The sequence below is a fragment of the Kitasatospora sp. NPDC048545 genome (assembly GCF_040651155.1).
Classification (GTDB): domain Bacteria; phylum Actinomycetota; class Actinomycetes; order Streptomycetales; family Streptomycetaceae; genus Kitasatospora.
The window spans coordinates 285,103-303,955 of sequence record NZ_JBEZIQ010000002.1; the positions used below are offsets into that span (position 1 = coordinate 285,103).

Genomic DNA, 18,853 nt, shown 5'->3' on the forward strand with positions numbered 1-18,853 from the left:
GTTGGCAGGGTAGCCCTTGCTGACACCGGAGGGAAGAAGCGCGACGGACCCGACCCCGGGAACGTTCCCGCCGACGGACCTATGCTGATCGCCGTGGACAAGGTCAGAGCTGCTGCCGGCGACAGAAAACGCGAGTACCGGGTGGAGGAACTGGCCGAAGCGGCCGGAATCACCACCCGCACCCTGCGTTTCTACCGCGAGCGCAAACTGCTCCAGCCACCCCGCAAGGCGGGCCGGATCGCCTGGTACGGCGAGGAACACCTCTCCCGGCTGCGCATGATCGGCGAGCTGCTGGAACGCGGCCACACCCTGGGCGGCATCGCCGAGCTGATCGGCGCCGGCGAGAGCGGGCGGGACGTCGCCGACCTGATCGGGCTGGAGGCCGCGATCGTCGCCCCCTGGTCGGACGAGACCCCGGTACGCCTGGACTGGGAGGAACTGAAGACCGCGTTCGGGGACCAGCTCACCGAGGAGAACACCGCCGAATCGATCGAACAGGGCTACATCAGCATCGAGGAGGACGGGATCACCCACGTGAGCCGCCGGCTCATGGACGCCACCACGGAACTGGTGGCGGAGGGTGTGCCGCTCTCGGCGGTGCTGGACGCCAGCCGGCGCACCAGGGAACACGTGGACGCCATCGCCGAGATCTTCATCGAGGTGGTCACAGAGCACCTGCTCAGCGCACTGGCCACCGACACCCCGCTGCCGCCCGGCGAAGCGGCCCGGCTCACCGAACGCATCCTGCGGGTACGGCCACTGGCCCGCACCGTCGCCGACGCCCAGTTCACCCTGGCGATGGACCGCCGGGTGCACGCCGAGTACGACGAACTGCTGCGCCAGCGGCGGGAGAACGGAACCGAGGCCCAGGACAGGACCTGACGGGGCCGCGGCGGGCTCCGGGCGCTCAGCGGTGATCCTGCGCCTCCGGAGGGTGCGACCGATCCCTGTGGCTCCAGGCGTGACCCAGTGGCCGCACGGGCAGGAATTCCCGCGCCCCGCACACACGTTGGAGGTGCCGTCGATGTCCAGAACCCTCAGCCGCCGCGCCGCGCTCGGCCTCGCCGCCGGGCTCGCTCCCGGACTGGCGCTCGCCGCCTGCGGGCCCGACTCCCCCGCCCCGAAGGCCGGTTCGTCCGGCAGCGGCAGCACCCGGACGGTCCGGCACGCGCGCGGCGAGAGCACCGTACCGGCGCGGGCCGAACGGGTCGTGGTGCTGGACACGGACGCGCTGGACTCGGTGCTCACCCTCGGTCTCGCCCCGGTCGGCGCCACCACCGTCAGCGCGGGCGCGCCCTTCCCCGCCTACCTCCCCGCCGATCGGCTCGCCGGGACGAAGACCGTCGGCACGATCGGCCAGCCCAGCCTGGAGTCGATCGCGGCACTGCGGCCGGACCTCATCCTCAGCAACCAGGTCCGCGACGACAAGCGGTACGACGAGCTGTCCAGGATCGCGCCGACCGTGCTCTCCAAGACCACCGGGCCGACCTGGAAGGAGAACGTCCGGCTGCACGCCGAGGCCCTGGGCCGTCAGACCGAGGCCGCGGCGGCGGACGCGGCGTACCGGACGAAGCTGCGCGACCTGGTCACCGCGCTCGGCGGGCCGGCCAGGGCCGCGGCCACCCGGGTCGCGATGGCCCGCTTCCTGGCGGGCGCGCCGACCAGGCTGTACCTCAACGACACCTTCGTCGGCTCGGTCTTCAAGGACCTCGGACTCGGCCGTCCCGCCAACCAGGACAAGCCCGGCTTCTCGATGGAGATCAGCCCGGAGCAGGTCGACCAGGCGGCGGCCGACGTCATCTTCTACTCGGCGTACGGGGACGCGGCCGAGTCCGACCAGGGCAAGGTCACCGAGGGCGCGCTGTGGAAGAACCTGGACGCCGTCCGCCACGGGCGGGTATTCCGGGTGGACGACAACCTGTGGATGCTCGGCATCGGGTACACCGGGGCCGGCCTGATGCTGGACGAGGTCCGCAAGGACCTGGCGCCGACGGGCGGGTGACGGTCGGGTGACGGCCGGCCGCGATCCGCCAACCGCCCACCGCCCGGCCACCCACCGCCCGGCGGCTACCGCCAACCGCCCACCGCCCGGCAGGCTACCCCCGGCCGTACCGGGACGGGCGCAGCCGGCCGGTGCACGCGAGGAAGGCCACGAACGCGCCGAGGACGATCCAGCCGGGCCAGCCGCCGAGCCCCATGGTGAGCGGGTCCAGCTCGGCCGCCGGGTCGGCGAACTCCTTGACCATCGACACGCTCATGCTGCTCGCGAAGGTGTGCGCCAGCACGGCCGGGACCACCGACCCCGAACGCAGCCGCAGCCAGGTGAAGACCGGCAGGACGAGCACGCAGCTCACCACGAAGGCGGGCACCGCCACGTACCAGGGCCGCCCCGGGTACTGACCGCCCATCAGCAACGGCGGCAGGTGCCAGAGCGCGAAGGCCGTACCGGTGAGCAGGTACGCCCGGACCAGGGCGCCCGTGCCGTCCTCGGACCCGCCCTCGGTACCGGCCGCGGCCCCGCCCTGGGTACCGGCGCCCAGTCGGACCAGTCGGGGGAAGAGGAAACCCTGCCAGCCGAGTTCCTCGCCGAAGAAGAGCGGCAGCGAGACCGCCATCCCGATCACGCCCTGGACCGCCCAGGAACCGACCGCCCCCGCGTGCAACGCGCCGAACCCGGCGAACGGGTAGCTGCCCGCCAGCGTGCCGAGTACCAGCACCGCCGCCGTCAGCCCGCCGAGCACCGCGACCGGCAGCAGGCAGGCCCGGACCGCGCGGGCCCGGGGGCGGGGCCAGTGCAACGCGAGGGCGTCCCGCACCCCACCGCGCCCACCCGCGCGCCCACCCGCGCGACCGTCCTCGCGACCGCGCTCGACGAAGCGGACCACGAAGAGCGCGGCCAGCGCGGGCGCGAACATCGCTGCGCCGATGCACAGTTGCTCCAGCCCGCCGACCTCCTCCCGGGCGTCGGCCCGCCGGTAGCCGTCGGCCAGCAGCGGCGCCATGGCCGCCCACATCCCGGCGTACGCGAGGACCAGGTAGACCACCAGGCCTCGACGGCGAACAGTGCCCGGCGGAGATTGCGTCAGTAACGTCATGCCGAGGACGCTACGGACCCGAAGCATGCCGGTGGAACCAAGTGCGCTGCCGGTCAGGGGGGTTGTCGGCTGCCGGCGGATGGTCGAGTTTTCTGGGTATCCGACGACCGGTCCGGCGTGCTAGGTCCTGTCCGGGGCCGGACCGGGCCTGGTCGCGGCCTGGTCGTCCATCGCTCCCGGCGCGAGGGCCGGCGACGGGAAGACGTGCCGCGCCTCGCCGCCGGACCACCAGACGCCGATCGCGAACACGGCCGTCGCCTCCAGCAGCCCGGCCCGGTCGAGGCCGCCGCAGTGCACCGGGACGCAGTCCATGGAAGTCACCAGGTCGGCGACGAGCGCGCCGGCCACCGGGTCGTCCACGCAGTAGGGGACGCCGAGCGGGGCGCCGCCTTCGAAGGCCGGCCGCGGCAGGGTCCAGATGCTCTCGTGGCAGATCCCGAACACCTTGGCCACCCGGGCCGTCGGCGCCGCCACGGCGAGCCGGGCGGCGACGGAGTCGGCCGTGCCCTCCGTGGTCAGCCCGGGCCCGGCCGCGCCCGGGGCCATCGGTACGGTGCAGTCGAGGAGGGTCCGCCCGGCCAGGTCGCCCGCCAGCGGCGCGACCACCGGCACCGCCGCTCCGGCCGGGACCGCGACCAGCACGGCTTCCCCGAAGCTCGCCGCACCGCCCAGTCCATCGCCTCCCGACGCGCCGATCGCGACGGCGAGCCGCTTCGCCGCCTCCGGGTCGCGCCCGCCCACCAGGACCTCGTGCCCGGCCCGTACCCAGGCCCCGCCGAGGGCCGCCGCCATGGCGCCGGTCCCGAGAATGCCGATCCGCATGTCCACTCCTCGCCGTCGATGCCCGACCTCAGTCGGTGCGAACTTCCGCACCCGGCACGCTAGGCGGGCCGATGCACACCATCCGGTGCGCATCGGATCGGGCAGGATGGACGCATGGACACCCTGAACCGGAAGAGCGGGAGTGGAGCGGATTCCGGCCCGGCGGCCGACGGTGCCGGCGCAACCGTGGGGCCGGGTCCGGACGGTGATCCGGACGGCACCGTCTTCGCCGCCGACTGCCGTGCCCGGCTGGCCTTCGAGGTGATCGCGAACCGTTGGGACAGCGTGGTCGTCCACGTCCTCGGCGAGCGGGGCCCGATGCGGCCGCGCGACCTGCTCGACCGGATCGGCGGGATCAGCCCGAAGGTGCTCAACGAGGCCTTGCGGCGGCTGGAGTACAACGGCCTGGTGGAGCACCGCCGGTACGCCGAGGCACCGCCCCGGGTCGACTACGCCCTCACCGGCGCGGGCGCAGCCCTGCTCGGGCCGATCCGCGCGCTCGGCGCCTGGGCCGCCGCGCACGGTGATGCGGTCCTCGACGCCCAGGAGCGGCACGGGACACGAGGGGCCTGAGGGCACACCGCGCCACAGCGGGGGGTGTTCCACACGTCCCGGGATGCTCCGCACGTCGCGCGGGGTGCGCCGCGCATGGAGGAGCGGCGGGAACGACGGTGGTCCGCGCACCGTCGCTCCCGCCGCTCACGGCCCTTCCGGCCGGCACCCACGGTCCGGCAGGGCCCCGACTCAGTTGACGTTGACCGCCGTCCAGGTGGCGGCGACCGCGTTGTACTCCGTGCCGCCCGACCCGTACAGGTCCGCCGCCGCGCTGAGGGTGGCCGCACGGGCGCCCGCATAGTCGGTGGTGGAGGTGAAGTACGTGGTCAGCGCCTTGTACCAGATCTGCGCGGCCTTGTCCCGGCCGATGCCGGCGAGCGTCGAGTTGTCGTACGTCGGGCTGTTGTAGTCGAACCCGTTGATGCTCTTCGCGCCGCTGCCCTCGGACAGCAGGTAGAAGAAGTGGTTCGCCACGCCGGAGGAGAAGTGGACGTCCAGGTTGCCGACGTTGGCGTCCCAGTAGTCGGCGGACTGGCCGTCCTTGCTCGGCTGGTCCATGTAACGCAGCGGCTTGCCGTCGCCGTTGAGGTTGATCAGCTCGCCGATCCAGTAGTTCGGCGGGTTGGAGGGCAGCTTGGCGTACCACTCGACCATCGTGCCCATGATGTCCGAGGTGGCCTCGTTGAGGCCGCCGGACTCGCCCGCGTAGTTGAGGTTGGCGGTCGCGGCGGTCACGCCGTGGGTCATCTCGTGACCGGCCACGTCGATCTCGGTGAGCGGGGCCGCGTCGCCGCTGCCGTCGCCGTACGACATACAGAAGCAGTCGTCGCTCCAGAACGCGTTGACGTAGTTGGAGCCGTAGTGCACCCGGCTGAGGGCACCGACGCCGTCGTTGCGGATGCCGTTGCGGCCGAAGGCGTTCTTGTAGAAGTCCCAGGTGGTGGAGGCGCCGAACTGGGCGTCCACGGCGGCGGATTCGCGGTTGGCGGCGGTGCCGTCACCGAAGGTGTTCGTGGTGTTGGCGAACAGCGAGCCGCTGCCCGAGGTGCTGTTGCTCATGTCGGTGGTGGACTGGCCACCGCGGGTGTCGTCCTTGAGCGAGTACTGCCCACCGCTCTGCGCGGTGGTCAGCGGCACCTGGCCGACGAAGACGCCGTTGCCGGTGCCGGCGGCGGTCTGCACCTTCTCGTGGGTGGAGAGCACCTGGCCGCTCGCCGCGTCGGTCACCAGGACCTGGCTGCTCGGGGTGCCGTCGGCGCGCACGCCCTCGACGGTGGTGCGGTAGGCGAGTCGGGGCTCGCCGTCGGTGGCCCAGACCACCAGCTGGGCCTTGCCGGTCTGGTGGACGTCGGACAGCGGCGACTGGTCGGCGTCGAGGGTCACCCCGACGGTGGCCTTGACCGCGCCGGTGGCCTGCGCGGCGGCCTGGTCGGCCGGGAGCTTCGGGGTCACGCTCGGCAGGTCGATCCGTGCGGCGACCGCCTTGGAGACCGACTTCACGGCGCCGTCGGCCTTCTGGTGGACGACCAGGTCGCCGCCGATCACGGGCAGGCCGGCGTAGGTGCGCTCGAAGCGCAGGTGGCGGGTGCCGTCCTTGTCCACGACGGCGTCCTTGGCGACCAGTTGCTCCTTGTCGCCGAGGCCGAGCGCCTTGGCGAGCGGACCGGCCTGGCCGCTCGCCACGGCGAGCGCGGTCGCGTGCTGCTGGGCGGCCTGGGCCTGCAGCGAGGGGGTGGGGGCGGCCTGGGCGGCGGTGCTCACCTGGATCACACCGGTCAGCAGGGCGGTGGCCGAGAGTACGGCGACGGCCGCGAGCTTTCGCTTCACGTACGAGTCCTTCCGGGAAACCGCGCAGGGGCGCGGTCGCACCTCGTCCCGGGGGGCCGGGTCGGCACCTGTGGGGCGGGACGGGCGCTGACGTGCTGGAATCCCGTGCAGTCATGCGGCTCGCCACCGAGGGGTGGGGGTGGGGGCTGCCGCTGGGGATGAACAGAAGCATGACAATCCAACAGATGAAATGACAGGTCTACTTCAGGAGTTGGCCAGGTCCCGCCACCGGGTAAAGAGTCGTCAAGCGACCGGAGAACCGGGGCAATTCATCGCATTCCGCGAACGGTCCTGCCACGAACCACATCCGGCCGCCTGCGCCGACGGCCGCCCGCCCGTCGAACGGGGGTTCGGCGGGCGCCGCCGACCGACCGGCGCTCGACTTTTACATCTGTGTAGAAGTTTCCACACGGTCCCTTGACACCGGGGTGGCGGGGTTCCGCCACCCCGGGCCCTTGCCCCGGCCACTGCTCCTGTGCTATCCGCCTCCCGCGGACCGCCGCGGCCGTCGCTTCAGGGGCCGCCGCGGCCATCGCTTCAGGGAGCGGAGCGACTGCCGCGCCGCCGTCACTGGAAGCGCCACTCCTGGGCCGTGTTGCCGGGGGTGCAGGCGACCATGGTGACCGCGTTGCCCGGGCCGTTGGAGGTCATGCAGACCGAGTTCATGTAGTCGGCCAGCGTGTACGAGCCCGCGGTGGAGCCGTTGCGGACGGTCCAGTTGGTCAGATAGCTGAACCCGCTGCTCAACTCGACCTTCCCGTCCGGGGTTTGGACCAGCTGCGGGCCGCCGTTGTTGCACGCGTTGAAGAGGATCCACGCGCCGGGGTTGGTCGCGCGGACCCAGCCGTACTGCGTGGCGCCGCCGAGCACGATCGGATTGCCGCCGGTCAGGCTGTCGTTGCGCATCCCGATCGGGCGGTCCTCCTTCACGCTGACGACGGTGCTCCAGCTGGTGCCGCCGCAGGACGACGGCCGGCTCGGGCCCTGCGGGGCCGCGGTGGTGGCGCCGCCCGAGGTCTGGGCGGGCGGCTGCGGGTTCTGGTTGACGGGCGGTGCGGGCGGATTGCCGCCGGCGCCGCCTGCGGACTGGTTCGCCTGGCCGCCTGCGGCGCCTCCGCCGGACGCACCACCGCCGGAGGTCGCACCCGTGCCACCGGCCCTGGCGCCGCCCGAGGTGCCACCGGCACCGCCCTGGGCCGGGACCGCGACGGGCGGCGGCTGCTGGTTCTGGGTGCCAGGGGCCGACTGGTCGGGGGTCGGGGTGGCCGCCGGGGTGTCGGTCGGCGGCGGGGTGACGGGCGCGGTGGTGGCAGCGGCCGCCGGGGAACCACTTGCGGGGTTCGCGGGGACGGTCACCACGACGGTCGGCTGGGCGGCCGGTGGCGCTGCCGCGTCCGAGCCACCGGGGCTGCGGTCGATCAGCAGGGCGGTGGCGGTACCCGCCGAGATGATCACGGGGATGATCACCGGCACCAGCAGGGTGCGCCGGGGCCGGCGCCGACCGGCCTCGGTCGGCGCCTGCGGCAGCAGCTTCGCGACCTCGTCCCGCGCGGCGGCGCCCGTCGGCGGATCCTCGTCGCCTGCGCCTGCGCCTGCGCCAGGAACGGCCCCGGCCCCGGCCTGTCCGCCCTCGGCGCCGGCCCCCTTGGCGGTGGCTCCCTTGACGGCGGGCCCCTTGACCGCGGGTCCCTTGGCCGGCGTTCCCGCAGCTGCCGTTCCCGCGGCCGCGTCCGGCGTGGCCGCACCCGCCCCGGCTTCCGCCGCGGGCGCTCCCCCGGCCTTCCCTCCGGTCACGGGCACCGCGCCGGGCCGGAGGGCGATCGTCCCGCTGCCGGCAGGCCCGGACGTGCCCCCGCCCGGGCCGCCCGCCACGCCACCCACGCCACCAGCGCGCCCGACGCCCCCCGCGTGCCTGATCGCCGCCCGGGCCGCCGCCGCCATCGCGGCGGCGTCCGCGAACCGCTCCTCGGGCTTCTTCGCCAGGGCCCGGGCGACCAGGGCCCGGACGGCCACCGGGAAGGTCTCCGGGAGCTCCGGCACCGGCTGGTTGACATGCTTGAGCGCGATCTGCAGCGGGCCGTCACCGGTGAACGGCGGTTCGCCGAGCAGCAGTTCGTAGCAGACCACGCCGATCGAGTAGAGGTCGGTGGCCGGCCCGAGGGCGGCTCCCTCGGCCTGCTCCGGCGACATGTAGAGCGCGGTGCCGATGATCGCGAACGGGGCGGTGAGCTTGGTGCTGGCGAGAGCCCGGGCGATGCCGAAGTCGGTGACGGTCACCCGGCCGTCGGTGCGCACCATCAGGTTGGACGGCTTGACGTCCCGGTGCACGATGTCCCGCCGGTGCGCGGCGTGCAGCGCGTCCAGGGCGCCGGCCACCAGGTCGAGGGTGCGCTCGACGCCCATCGGGCCCGTGTCGGCCAGCACCCGGTCCAGCGGACGGCCGTCGATCAGCTCCATCACGATGTAGGCGCAGCGCTCGTCGCCGTCCGCGCCGCCCTCGCCGTAGTCGTGGACGTGCACGACGCCGGGGTGGTCGATCGCGGCGACCAGCTGGGCCTCCCGGCGGAAGCGCTGGGCGGCGGTGCCGTCCTCGAACAGTTCCGAGCGCAGGATCTTGACCGCCACCTGTCGCGCCAGCACCGTGTCCTCGGCCCGCCAGACCGAGCCCATCGCGCCGCCGCCGATCTTCTCGATCAGCCTGTACCGTCCGCCGAGCACGGTGCCCGCGCCGCCCATACCTCTGACCCCCGTGTGTCGCGACCCTCCCCGACAGGTCGACGGCACACAGTGTGCCAGAGCGTGTCGTGTCCTCAGCAGCCCGTATCCGGGCACCAATTGACCACGACTGTCGGATTCCCGTCAGACCTTCCCGGCGTACCGGGCGTGATCGGACACCTCCAGGACGGCCGCGATGACGGCCCTGGGCCGGTCCGCGTGGACGCCATGGCCGGCGCCGCGCACCAGGATGTGCGTCCCCCGGGTGGCTCCGGACGCGATCCGGGACTGCAGGGCGGTCCAGCGGGACCGCATCACCCCGGGCAGCCCCTCGGTGGCGCTCAGGACCGCCACCGGCACCTCGGGCAGCCGGGAGTCGGAGCGGCGCCGCCTGAGCTCGGGGGTGGCGACGGTCGTCAGCCGGCTCTCGGCGAGGACGGTCCACCGCTGGTGGTGGTGCGCGACCACGACCGCCTCGGCCCGGGCGAGCGGATCCGCCGGCCCTGCCGTCGGCGTGGCCAGCGCCGCGCGGAGCAGCCACAGCCGGTTCAACGCGCCTTCGGCGACGCGGACGGTCGACGGCTGGAACTCCTCGTGCGCAGGGTCCACCAGAACCAGGCCGGCCACCAGCTCCGGCGCCTGCCAGGCGAGGAGCTGGGCCAGCTGGCCGCCCCAGCTGTGGCCGACCAGGACGGCCGGGCCGGCGCCCAGGTGCCGCACCAGGGCGGCGAGGTCGTCGAGTTGGCCGTCCAGTGTCGGGGCCACGACCCGGCCCGCACCACGGTTGGGGTCACTGGCACCGGTCCCGGCCCGGTCGTAGGCCACCACCCTTCCGTGCCGGGCGAGTTCGGGCAGTACGGGCGCCCAGGTGAGCGACGACGTGCCGCAACCCGCGATCAGGACCACCGGCGCTCCGCCGCCCTGTCCGGCCTCCACCCAGCGCAACGCCCGCCCGTCGCGGTCGAGTTCGCCCGTCCGCACTCCGCCGGGCGTCGATTCGGCGATTGCCTGCGCGATGGCGTCCTGGACGCCGCGCAGGCCCGGCCCGGTCCGCGTCCCCCGTCTGTCCTGCATGGTGTGCACGTACGGCCCCCCTGGATCCGTCGCTCCGCTTCGTTCCCCGATGCCGGTGTCCGGCCCTCTCGTCCCCCGTGCCCCGTGTCACGCGGCCGGACTCGGCGTCAGGCATTCGACGTTGTCGGCCTGTTCGCTCCAGTGCCAGAATTCCGCCCGTCCCGCACATGAACGGGAAGCCAACAGATCGGGCGCGGACCGTGCCGCCGGAACGGACACCACCGGACGCGCCGGAGAGCGCGACCGAACCGCACCGGGCCCCGCTCAGGCCGGCAGGACGCGCTTCAGCAGGCCGAGCAGAGCCTCCCAGTGCCGCTCGTCAGCGGCCGCGTCGTAGCGGGCGGTGTCGGCCTGGGTGTAGCCGTGCAGGGCACCGGTGTAGACCTCGGCCCGGTGGCGGACGCCGGCGGCGGTGAGGGCCGCGGCGAGCCGCTCGATCTGCTCCGGCGGCATCGACTCGTCCTCGTCGGCGTGGCCGAAGTACAGCTCCGCGGTGATCCGGCCGGCCCCGAGGTGCGGGCTGTCCGGGCGTTCGGTGGCGAGGTTTCCGCCGTGGAAGCCGGCCGCCAGCGCGATCCGGTCCGGATGACTGGCGGCGGTGCGCAGGGCGAGGAGGGCGCCGCGGCAGTAGCCGGTGAGGCCGACCGGGCCGTCCTGGACCAGCGGGGACCCGGCGAGCCAGCGCAGGTAGGCGTCGGCGTCGCGTTCGGTCGCCTCGGGGGTGAGGGTGGCGAGCAGCGGGACGAGCCGGTCGAAGATCGTGTCGTCCTTCTCCGGGTCGATGAACTCCGGCAATTCGACGACCGGCGCACGGCCGTTCCGGTAGTAGGCGTTGGGCACGAGCACCGTGTACCCGGCCGTGGCGAGGCGGTCGGCCATGCGCTTGAGGTGCGGCCGGAGCCCGAAGGCGTCCATGTAGAGGATGACGCCGGGGTGGGCCCGGCCGTCGTCGGGGTGGGCGAGGTAGGCGTCGGCGGTTCCGTCCGCCGTCCGGATGGCCACGAGGGTTCCGCGCACGGTCATGGTGAGGGCATTCCTTCCGTTCGGGTGACAGCGTATCCGGCGGACTCACCGCCCGGTCCGTCCCCTCCGCACGGGAACACCTGTGCTCCCGTGCCACGTTGAGCGGGCATGGGGCTGATCGTGGGTGCGGTGGCGGCGGTGGCGGCGATCCTGGGGCTGGCCGTGCTGGCGGCGTGGCAGATCCGGGACGAGGCGTCACCGCGTCCACGGCGGCACGGGCCCGGGGTGGGGCTGGGCGCCGGCGGGCTGGACGAGTTGCACGCGCTGTTCAGCCCGGGCAAGCGGATCCAGGTGGAGCAGAAGAAGGAGCAGCTGGCGCTGCGGGACGACGCACACGCGGGATCGCCGCCGCACGTCGGCGTGGACCTGGACCGGGGCGTGGCGGTGCTGCCCCGCTCCGGGGACCGCACACCCGGCCCCGCGCCGTCCGACGGGAGCGCAAGCGGCCCTGCCCTGGGCGGCGGGAGCGGTAGCGGCCCTGCCCTGGGCGGCGGGAGCGGTAGCAGCCCGGCGCCGGGTGGCAAGAGCTGAAGCGGCCCGGTGCCGGGTGGCAAGAGCTGAAGCGGGAGCAGCCCGGCCGGTCACTCCCCCCAACTGCGGGCGCAGAGCACCAGCCGGTAGCCGTCCGGGTCGGCGATCGTCACGCCGAACTCGTCCCAGTACGGGTTGTGGGCCTTGACCCGGGTGCCGCCGGCCGCCTCCAGCCGGGCGACCAGGGCCTCGTCGACCGGCGCGCCGAGGTAGACGACGAACAGGTCGTCGACCGTCGGGGTCGGCTCCAGCGGCCGCTCCGGGTCGTGGGTGAGCTCGAAGTGCCAGGCGCCGCCGGCCGGACCAACCATCAGCAGGTCGTGCTCGCCGGAGACCCGCTCGGTGGTGCGCCACAGCACGTCGAGGCCGAGACCGCCGACGTAGAAGCGCTCGGCCGCCGCGAGGTCGCGCGAGGGACGGGCGATCCGGACCCGCATGGTGGAATCGATCATGCCGGTGACCATAGCCGAAGCCACTGACAACGAACCGGGCCACATCGGGCGGCGGTGGACGACCCGTCAGGAGTCCGCCGAATCCGTCACGGTGGCCGGCACCGACGTCGACGACCGGGCGGTCAGAGCCGCCGCAGCCGCTCCTCGTCGGAGGTCCGCGGACAGGTCAGGCAGGCGACGGCCGCGGGCTTGACCGCGTAGTACATGCAGCAGCCGAGCCGGGTGCGGGTGTGGTGGGCGCGCCCGTCGGGGGTGCGCAGGCGGCGGAAGTCGGCGGCGCCCGGGAGCGGTCGGGTGCCGCCGGGCAGGACGGCGTCGGCGGCGGCGACGGCGGCGTCCTCCTCTCCGAGCATCCGGCCGAGGTACCAGACGGCGGAGGCGAGGTCGTCCGTCACCATGCCCCAGAGCGCCCGGTCGTGGCGTCGGGTGGGTCCGGCGAACGCGGCGAGCACCGGTCCGACGTGCGCGACCACGGCGGCCCGCAGCTCGGCGCGGAGTTCGTCGTCGCCGGGGAGGCTGACATGGCCGCGCGGGCGCAGCGCGAGGGCGCCGGTGGGGGCGTGCAACCAGAGGTCCGCGGGGGCGACGACGGGGACCCGCCGGGCGAGGTGCCAGGGGCCGGCGACGATCAGGCAGGCCGACCAGACGTAGTGGTGCAGCAGCCGGGAGGCGGTGACGTGCGGACGTGGGGCGCGGCCGTGCTCGGCGGCGATGCGGGCCTCCTCGCCGGCCAGGACCGCGGCCAGCGCCGCTTCGTCGGTGGCGAGTCGGGCGCCGGAGTACCAGCCGTCGGCGGCTCGGGGGTCGGGCTCCGTGGCGCCGAGTACACGCAGTTCCAGCACCGGGCACAGTTCGAGCAGCCGCCGGTAGTCGCCGACGAGCCCGGAGGACGCCGTCACCGGGAGGGCGCCGCGGGGCGCGGCGGGCAGGGGTGTTCCGGGAACCATCGACACTCCCGAGATCGATTCCGTATGATCGATTAAGGTGAGGCTCACCTTACAATGCCTCATGTCGCCCGGCGACCACGCGCGACTCGGCACGACGTACGGCGACACATGACCACGCACGACCCGACTCGACACGACCCGACTCGACACGGCACGACACGACACGGCACGACACGGCACGACCTGGCGCGACGCCGCCGGTCGACGCGGCGATCGACACATCGGACCAACCGGGGGTCAACCGGCCGAATCGCCCAACCTTGACGAACTTAGGTAAACCTAACCTAAGATGTTGCCTCGTGTTGAGAACCGACCCGCCGGCCCCCACGGCCCCCGCGCCCCGCGCCTCGACGGTCCGGCAGCCCCTGTTGCTGGCCGCCGGCCTGTGCGCGCTCGTGCTGTGCGCGGCCCTGAGCCTCGCGCTGGGCTCCCGATCCATCCCGCTCGCCACCGTCGTCGACGCCCTCACCGGCACCGCCCACGGCGGTGACGCCGACGTGGTGACGGGCCTTCGGGTACCGCGCACGCTCATCGGACTGGCCGTCGGGGCCGCGCTCGGCGTCGCCGGGGCGGTCGCCCAGGGGGTCACCCGCAACCCGCTGGCCTCCCCGGTCACCCTCGGCATCAACGCGGGCGCGAGCCTCGCCGTGGTCGCCGCGATCTACACGCTGGGCCTCGCCCGCCCGGTCCAATACGTCTGGTTCGCCTTCGCCGGAGCGGCCGTCGCCGCCGTCGCCGCGTACGCGATGTCCCGCCGCGGCGGGGACCTGGACCCGGTCCGGCTCGCGCTCGGCGGCACCGTGCTCACCGTGGTGCTCACCTCCTGGACGTCGGCGCTGATGCTGGCCAGTCACCGCACGCTGGACGAGGCCCGGTTCTGGCTGGCCGGCTCGATCGCCGGGCGCCACCTGGACACCCTCACCCCCGTCCTGCCCTTCCTCGCGATCGGCCTGGTCGGAGCCCTGGCCATCGCGCCCGCGCTCAACGCGCTGGCCCTCGGCGACGAGACCGCGCAGTCGCTGGGCGTACCGGTGGCCCGGATCCGGGCGGCCGGCGGGCTCGCCGTGGTACTGCTCGCGGGCAGTGCGGTGGCCGTCGCCGGACCGGTGGCGTTCATCGGACTGGCCGCCCCGCACCTGATCCGCCCGCTGCTCGGCAACGACCACCGCCGGCTGCTGCCCGGCTGCCTGATCGCCGGTCCGGTACTGCTGCTCACCGCCGACGTGCTCGGCCGGCTGGTGGTCCGCCCCTCCGAGATCGAGGTCGGCATCGTGACCGCCTTCCTCGGCGCGCCGCTGCTCGCGGTGCTGGCCCGGAAGGTGGCCCGGTGACCGCGCTCGTCCTCCCCGCCCGGGCCGTCGCCCGCCGTCGCGCCCGTACCGCCCTCTGGTCGCTGGTCGCCGCCGCGCTGCTGGTGCTGCTCACCGGGATCGCGCTCGGCACCGGACAGGTCGGCATCCCCGTCTGGGACGCGCTGCGTGCGCTCTTCGGACAGGGCGAGCCCGGCAACGTCCTGGTGGTGCAGCAGTTCCGCGCGCCCCGCGTCGTCTCCGCGCTCATCGCGGGCGCCGGACTGGCGCTGGCCGGCTCGATGCTGCAGCGGCTGTTCCGCAACCCGCTGGCCGCCCCCGACACCATCGGCATCACCGGCGGCGCCTCCTTCGGCGCGGTGCTGATGCTCGCCACCGGCGCCTCCCAGCAGCTGATCCCGCTGGCCGCGGTCGGCGGCGGGCTGCTCGCGGCGCTGCTGCTCGGCGGCTTCGCCTGGCGCTCCAGGATGGCCGTCACCCGGCTGGTGCTGGTCGGCCTGGCGGTGCAGCAGGGCCTGGCCGCCGCCGTGAACCTGATGATCGTACGGTTCCCGGCCGAGCTGGCCTCCTCCGCGCTGCAGTGGACCACCGGCTCGCTCTACGGCCGCAACTGGACCGAGGTGTGGATCGGCGGCACCGCCATCGCGGTCACCGCCGTCGGCGTCCTGCTCTGCCGGCGCCGGGTCGCCGTGCTCGACCTCGGCGACGACTCGGCCGGCGGCCTCGGCCTCGACCCGGCCCGCGACCGGCTCTGGCTGCTGCTGCTCACCATCACCCTCGCCTCGCTGGCCGCCGCCCTCACCGGGCCGGTCGCCTTCGTCGCACTCGCCGTCCCGCACCTGGTCCGGCTGCTCGCCGGGCCGCCCACCCTCGGCACCCTCGGTCTCACCGCGCTCACCGGCGCCGTGCTGCTGCTCTCCGCCGACCTCCTGGTGCTCCACGTGATCCCCGTCCACGGTCTGCCGGTCGGTGCCGTCACCGCCACCCTCGGCGCGCCCTGGCTCCTGGTGCTGATGATCCGCCAGGGCCGGCTTCCCCAGAGGAGCAGCTGATGACGTCCGCCAAGACCGCCGCCGAGGCCTCCACCGGGGCCTCCACCGGGGCTCCCACCACGACCCCCTCCGCGGACCCCGCGGAAGGCCCGATCCCGGCGGCTCCGACCGCGGCGGCCAACCGGCTCGCCACCCGGGGCCTCGGCCTGCGCTACGGCGACCGGACCATCGTCGAGGGACTCGACCTCGAACTGCCCGGCGACGCCGTCACCGCGATCGTCGGACCGAACGCCTGCGGCAAGTCGACGCTGCTGCGCGGTCTCGTCCGGCTGCTCGACCCGGCCGCCGGGACCGTCACCCTGGACGGCGCCGACATCCACCGGATGCCCGCCCGGGCGCTCGCCAAGCGGATGGGCCTGCTGCCGCAGCAACCGGTCACGCCGGAGGCCGTCACCGTCGAGGCGCTGGTACGGCTCGGGCGGTATCCGCACCAGCGGATGCTCAGCCCGTGGTCCAAGGCCGACCAGGCCGCGGTCGAGGAGGCACTGGAGCGCACCGGCACCGCCGAACTGCGCGACCGGCAGGTCGACCGGCTCTCCGGCGGGCAGCGCCAGCGGGTCTGGATCGCGCTCGCGCTCGCCCAGGAGACCGACCTGCTGCTGCTCGACGAGCCGACCACCTTCCTGGACCTGCGCCACCAGCTCGACGTGCTCGACCTGGTCGCCGACCTGCACGCCGAGGCCGGGCGCACCGTCGTCATGGTGCTGCACGACCTCGGGCAGGCCGCCCGGTACGCCGACCACCTGGTGGTGCTCAAGGACGGCCGGCTCGCGGCCGCCGGTCCGCCCGCCCAGGTGCTGACGGCCGAGTTGGTCGAGGCCGTCTTCCAGGTGCCCTGCCGGGTCGTGCCCGACCCGGAGACCGGCACGCCGCTGGTCGTGCCCCGGGCGCGGGAGCGGGTGCGGGGCTCCGGATCCGCCTCCGCCACCTCCACGACCTCCACTGCTTCCGCCACGTCCCCGGCGGCCACCGCCGGCTGACCCCCCTCCCCCGTCCCCCCGTTCGACCCGATCCAAGGAACCCCGATGAACCGCCGACTCCCCGTCGCCGTCCTCGCCGTCGCCCTCTCGACCACCCTGCTCGCCGCCTGCGGCAGCAGCGGGGACGGTGCCAAGTCGGGCGGCGACTCCGCGTCCTCCGCCCCGGCCGGAGCCGCCGCCGGATTCCCGCGCAGCGTCAAGCACGCCGCGGGCACGGCCGAACTCAAGAGCCGGCCGAAGCGCGTCGTCGTCCTCGACAGCGGTGAGCTGGACGACGTCACGCTGCTCGGCATCACGCCGGTCGGCGCGGTGTCCCCGCACATGAAGACCGAGGGCGGGTTCCCGAACTACCTCAAGGACAAGATCAAGGACACCAAGGACGTCGGCCCGATGAACGAGCCGAACCTGGAGCTGATCGCCTCCCTCAAGCCCGACCTGATCCTCTCCTCCAAGGTCCGGCACGCCAAGGTGTACTCCCAGCTGAACGCGATCGCGCCGACCGTCCTGGCCGAGACCACCGGCTTCCCGTGGAAGGACAACCTGGCGCTCTACGCCCAGGCCCTCGGCAAGGAGGACGAGGCGAAGAAGGCGCTCGCCGACTACGAGGCGCGGGCGAAGAAGCTCGGCGAGGAGATCAAGACCAAGTTCAACGGCACCATGCCGACCGCGTCGGTGGTCCGCTTCGTGGCCGGCCCGACCCGTCTGTACGCCAAGTCCTCCTACAGCGGCGTCGTACTCAAGGACGTCGGCCTGACCCGCCCGGCCCCGCAGGACGTGGACCAGAACATCCTGGAGGTCAGCGCCGAGCAGATCAACCAGGCCGACGCCGACCTGGTGTTCGTCACCACGGCCGACGACCCGACCAAGACCAAGGAGAGCGAGGTCCAGCAGACCCCGGTCTGGCAGGGCCTGAACGCCGTGAAGAACAACAAGGTGTTCAACGTCCCGGACGAGACCTGGATGTCCGGCATCGGCGTCCAGGCCGCCGACGCGATGCTCGTCGACATCGCCAAGGCCGCAGGCGTGGACGCGCCCAAGTAGTCGCCCCGCGAAACCGGTCACCGGATGACAGCGGCAGCCGGCGGCCGACAACCGACCGCTGACAGATGACAGATGACAGATGACAGATGACAGATGACAGATTTCAACCTCTGTCATCTGTCATCCGTTCCCCCGCCCTCCTCCGCCATCTCCCCGAGGACTCCCTCCATGCGGCTCTACCTGCTCGCCCTGAACCCCACCGACTCGGTGACCGACGGATTCCTGCCCGCCGCCGCGCGGCTCGGGCTCGACGTCACCGTTCTCACCGACTGTGCCGAACCCCACCGGCAGGCCTACGCCGAGCTCCCCTTCGCCGCACCCGAGGTCCTGGAGTGCGACGTGCGCGACTTCCGCGCCGTCCTCAGCCTGGTCTCCCGCCGCGCCCTGGCCTCCCCGGAGCACGCGCCGGACGCGGTGTTCAGCAACAGCGATCACCTGCAGATCCAGACCGCCCTGGCCGCCGAGTACTTCGGCCTCCCCGCCAAGGACTGGAAGGCCGCGCTGCGCGCCAAGGACAAGGGCGAGCTGCGCCGCCACCTCGAACTGGCCGGCCGGGACACCGTCTGGTCCGCCGAACTCGCCCCCGGGCAGGACCCGGCCGAGCTGGACCCGCCGTTCCCCTGCGTGGTCAAGCCGCGCGAGGGGGTGGCCAGCGAGGACGTCACCCTGGTCTCCGACGCCGCCGAACTCGCCCAGCGCTGCAAGGAGATCCAGCACCGCAGGGCCGGCGCCACCCTGGTGGTCGAGGAGTTCCTGGACGGGCAGCTGTACACGCTGGAGACCCTCGGCGACGGCCACCGTCGGCACGTCCTCGGCGGCTTCCGCACCCGGCTCTCCCCGCCGCCGGACTTCATCGAGGAACTGCTCACCTTCGTCCCGGCGCACCCGCAATCGGTGGTCGACCAGGTACTCGCCCAACTCGACGCGCTCGGCGTCGGTTTCGGCGTCTGCCACACGGAGTTCGTGCTCCAGCCGGACGGCCGCGCCCGGATCATCGAGGTCAACTACCGGGCGATCGGCGACCAGTGCGACCTGATGCTCGCCGAGATCCTCGACATCCCCCTGTTCGAGCTCGTCCTCGGGGTCCACCTGGGCCGCGTCCTGCCCGGCGACCTGTCCGAGCGGTGCGCCGCCACCCCGCGCCGGGCCCGCAACGAGTTGATCTGCGCCGACCGCGCCGGCGTCCTCACCACCGCCCCGGGCCCGTACGACGAGGAGCGCGACGGCGTCCGGCTCGCCTACCGCCCACTGCGCCCGCTCGGCGAACGCCACGAGCACTACCGCACCAACCGGGACTACCTGGGCGTCATCTGGGCCGTCGGCACCGACCAGGGCGCGGTGGACGCCGCCGTCGCCCGCTTCCTCGCGGCCAACCGCTGGGAGATCACCCCGTGACCACCGGAGACCGTCCCGCAGCCACCCGGGACCA

Annotated in this window: 17 protein-coding genes; 9 read left to right on the forward strand and 8 right to left on the reverse strand. The window is 73.7% G+C overall.

What is annotated here, in order from left to right; translation table 11 throughout:
* Positions 1 to 93 precede the first annotated feature (93 nt).
* Together AB0D10_RS03330 and AB0D10_RS03335 are read left to right on the forward strand one after the other, a co-directional pair.
* Complete coding sequence (locus tag AB0D10_RS03330; protein WP_360250397.1) at positions 94 to 882, forward strand: MerR family transcriptional regulator; 789 nt, start codon at positions 94 to 96, stop codon at positions 880 to 882.
* 142 nt (positions 883 to 1,024) lie between these two features.
* On the forward strand, positions 1,025 to 2,002 hold the full coding sequence (locus tag AB0D10_RS03335) for an iron-siderophore ABC transporter substrate-binding protein (protein WP_360250400.1): 978 nt from the start codon (positions 1,025 to 1,027) through the stop codon (positions 2,000 to 2,002).
* A 94-nt stretch (positions 2,003 to 2,096) separates the two neighbouring features.
* Here the strand turns inward: AB0D10_RS03335 and AB0D10_RS03340 are convergent, their stop codons facing one another.
* On the reverse strand, positions 2,097 to 3,095 hold the full coding sequence (locus tag AB0D10_RS03340; RefSeq protein ID WP_360250403.1) for a CPBP family intramembrane glutamic endopeptidase: 999 nt from the start codon (positions 3,093 to 3,095) through the stop codon (positions 2,097 to 2,099).
* 120 nt (positions 3,096 to 3,215) lie between these two features.
* The gene (locus AB0D10_RS03345) at positions 3,216 to 3,917 is read right to left on the reverse strand and encodes an NAD(P)-binding domain-containing protein (protein ID WP_360250406.1); all 702 of its coding nucleotides are present in this window, start codon (positions 3,915 to 3,917) and stop codon (positions 3,216 to 3,218) included.
* Positions 3,918 to 4,031: 114 nt separating this feature from the next.
* Between AB0D10_RS03345 and AB0D10_RS03350 the strand changes: the two genes are divergently transcribed.
* Positions 4,032 to 4,490, forward strand: coding sequence for a helix-turn-helix domain-containing protein (locus AB0D10_RS03350; RefSeq protein ID WP_360250409.1), 459 nt, complete (start codon positions 4,032 to 4,034; stop codon positions 4,488 to 4,490).
* A gap of 171 nt (positions 4,491 to 4,661) precedes the next feature.
* Here AB0D10_RS03350 and AB0D10_RS03355 read toward each other — a convergent pair whose 3' ends face one another.
* The 4 genes from AB0D10_RS03355 to AB0D10_RS03370 all read right to left on the reverse strand — a co-directional run bounded on the left by AB0D10_RS03355 (position 4,662) and on the right by AB0D10_RS03370 (position 11,111).
* Positions 4,662 to 6,299 (reverse strand): M4 family metallopeptidase, encoded by a 1,638-nt coding sequence (locus AB0D10_RS03355; protein ID WP_360250412.1) that lies wholly within the window; start codon positions 6,297 to 6,299, stop codon positions 4,662 to 4,664.
* Positions 6,300 to 6,866: 567 nt separating this feature from the next.
* A complete protein-coding gene (locus AB0D10_RS03360) occupies positions 6,867 to 9,035 on the reverse strand; it encodes a serine/threonine-protein kinase (RefSeq protein ID WP_360250415.1) in 2,169 nt (722 codons plus the stop codon).
* 123 nt (positions 9,036 to 9,158) lie between these two features.
* A complete protein-coding gene (locus AB0D10_RS03365; protein ID WP_360250418.1) occupies positions 9,159 to 10,088 on the reverse strand; it encodes an alpha/beta hydrolase in 930 nt (309 codons plus the stop codon).
* Between the two features lie 264 nt (positions 10,089 to 10,352).
* Positions 10,353 to 11,111 carry a dienelactone hydrolase family protein gene (locus tag AB0D10_RS03370; protein ID WP_360250421.1) on the reverse strand — a complete coding sequence of 253 codons (759 nt, stop codon included), beginning with the start codon at positions 11,109 to 11,111 and terminating at the stop codon, positions 10,353 to 10,355.
* A gap of 108 nt (positions 11,112 to 11,219) precedes the next feature.
* On the opposite strand from AB0D10_RS03370, the gene AB0D10_RS03375 reads away from it, so the two are divergent.
* Complete coding sequence (locus tag AB0D10_RS03375; protein ID WP_360250424.1) at positions 11,220 to 11,642, forward strand: DUF6191 domain-containing protein; 423 nt, start codon at positions 11,220 to 11,222, stop codon at positions 11,640 to 11,642.
* 50 nt (positions 11,643 to 11,692) lie between these two features.
* Here the strand turns inward: AB0D10_RS03375 and AB0D10_RS03380 are convergent, their stop codons facing one another.
* Together AB0D10_RS03380 and AB0D10_RS03385 are read right to left on the reverse strand one after the other, a co-directional pair.
* On the reverse strand, positions 11,693 to 12,094 hold the full coding sequence (locus AB0D10_RS03380) for a VOC family protein (protein ID WP_360250426.1): 402 nt from the start codon (positions 12,092 to 12,094) through the stop codon (positions 11,693 to 11,695).
* A gap of 122 nt (positions 12,095 to 12,216) precedes the next feature.
* A complete protein-coding gene (locus AB0D10_RS03385) occupies positions 12,217 to 13,041 on the reverse strand; it encodes a (2Fe-2S)-binding protein (protein ID WP_360250429.1) in 825 nt (274 codons plus the stop codon).
* Positions 13,042 to 13,343: 302 nt separating this feature from the next.
* On the opposite strand from AB0D10_RS03385, the gene AB0D10_RS03390 reads away from it, so the two are divergent.
* The 5 genes from AB0D10_RS03390 (at position 13,344) to AB0D10_RS03410 (ending at position 18,819) form a co-directional block, all read left to right on the forward strand.
* Entirely contained in the window at positions 13,344 to 14,372 is a 1,029-nt protein-coding gene (locus AB0D10_RS03390; protein ID WP_360250677.1) for an iron ABC transporter permease, read from the forward strand.
* A gap of 62 nt (positions 14,373 to 14,434) precedes the next feature.
* A complete protein-coding gene (locus AB0D10_RS03395) occupies positions 14,435 to 15,403 on the forward strand; it encodes an iron ABC transporter permease (RefSeq protein WP_360250680.1) in 969 nt (322 codons plus the stop codon).
* Positions 15,403 to 16,383, forward strand: coding sequence for an ABC transporter ATP-binding protein (locus AB0D10_RS03400; RefSeq protein WP_360250432.1), 981 nt, complete (start codon positions 15,403 to 15,405; stop codon positions 16,381 to 16,383). The genes AB0D10_RS03395 and AB0D10_RS03400 overlap by 1 nt, the downstream gene beginning before the upstream one ends.
* A 45-nt stretch (positions 16,384 to 16,428) precedes the next feature.
* The gene (locus tag AB0D10_RS03405; RefSeq protein WP_360250435.1) at positions 16,429 to 17,424 is read left to right on the forward strand and encodes an iron-siderophore ABC transporter substrate-binding protein; all 996 of its coding nucleotides are present in this window, start codon (positions 16,429 to 16,431) and stop codon (positions 17,422 to 17,424) included.
* 168 nt (positions 17,425 to 17,592) lie between these two features.
* Complete coding sequence (locus AB0D10_RS03410; protein WP_360250438.1) at positions 17,593 to 18,819, forward strand: ATP-grasp domain-containing protein; 1,227 nt, start codon at positions 17,593 to 17,595, stop codon at positions 18,817 to 18,819.
* The last annotated feature ends 34 nt before the right edge of the window (positions 18,820 to 18,853 follow it).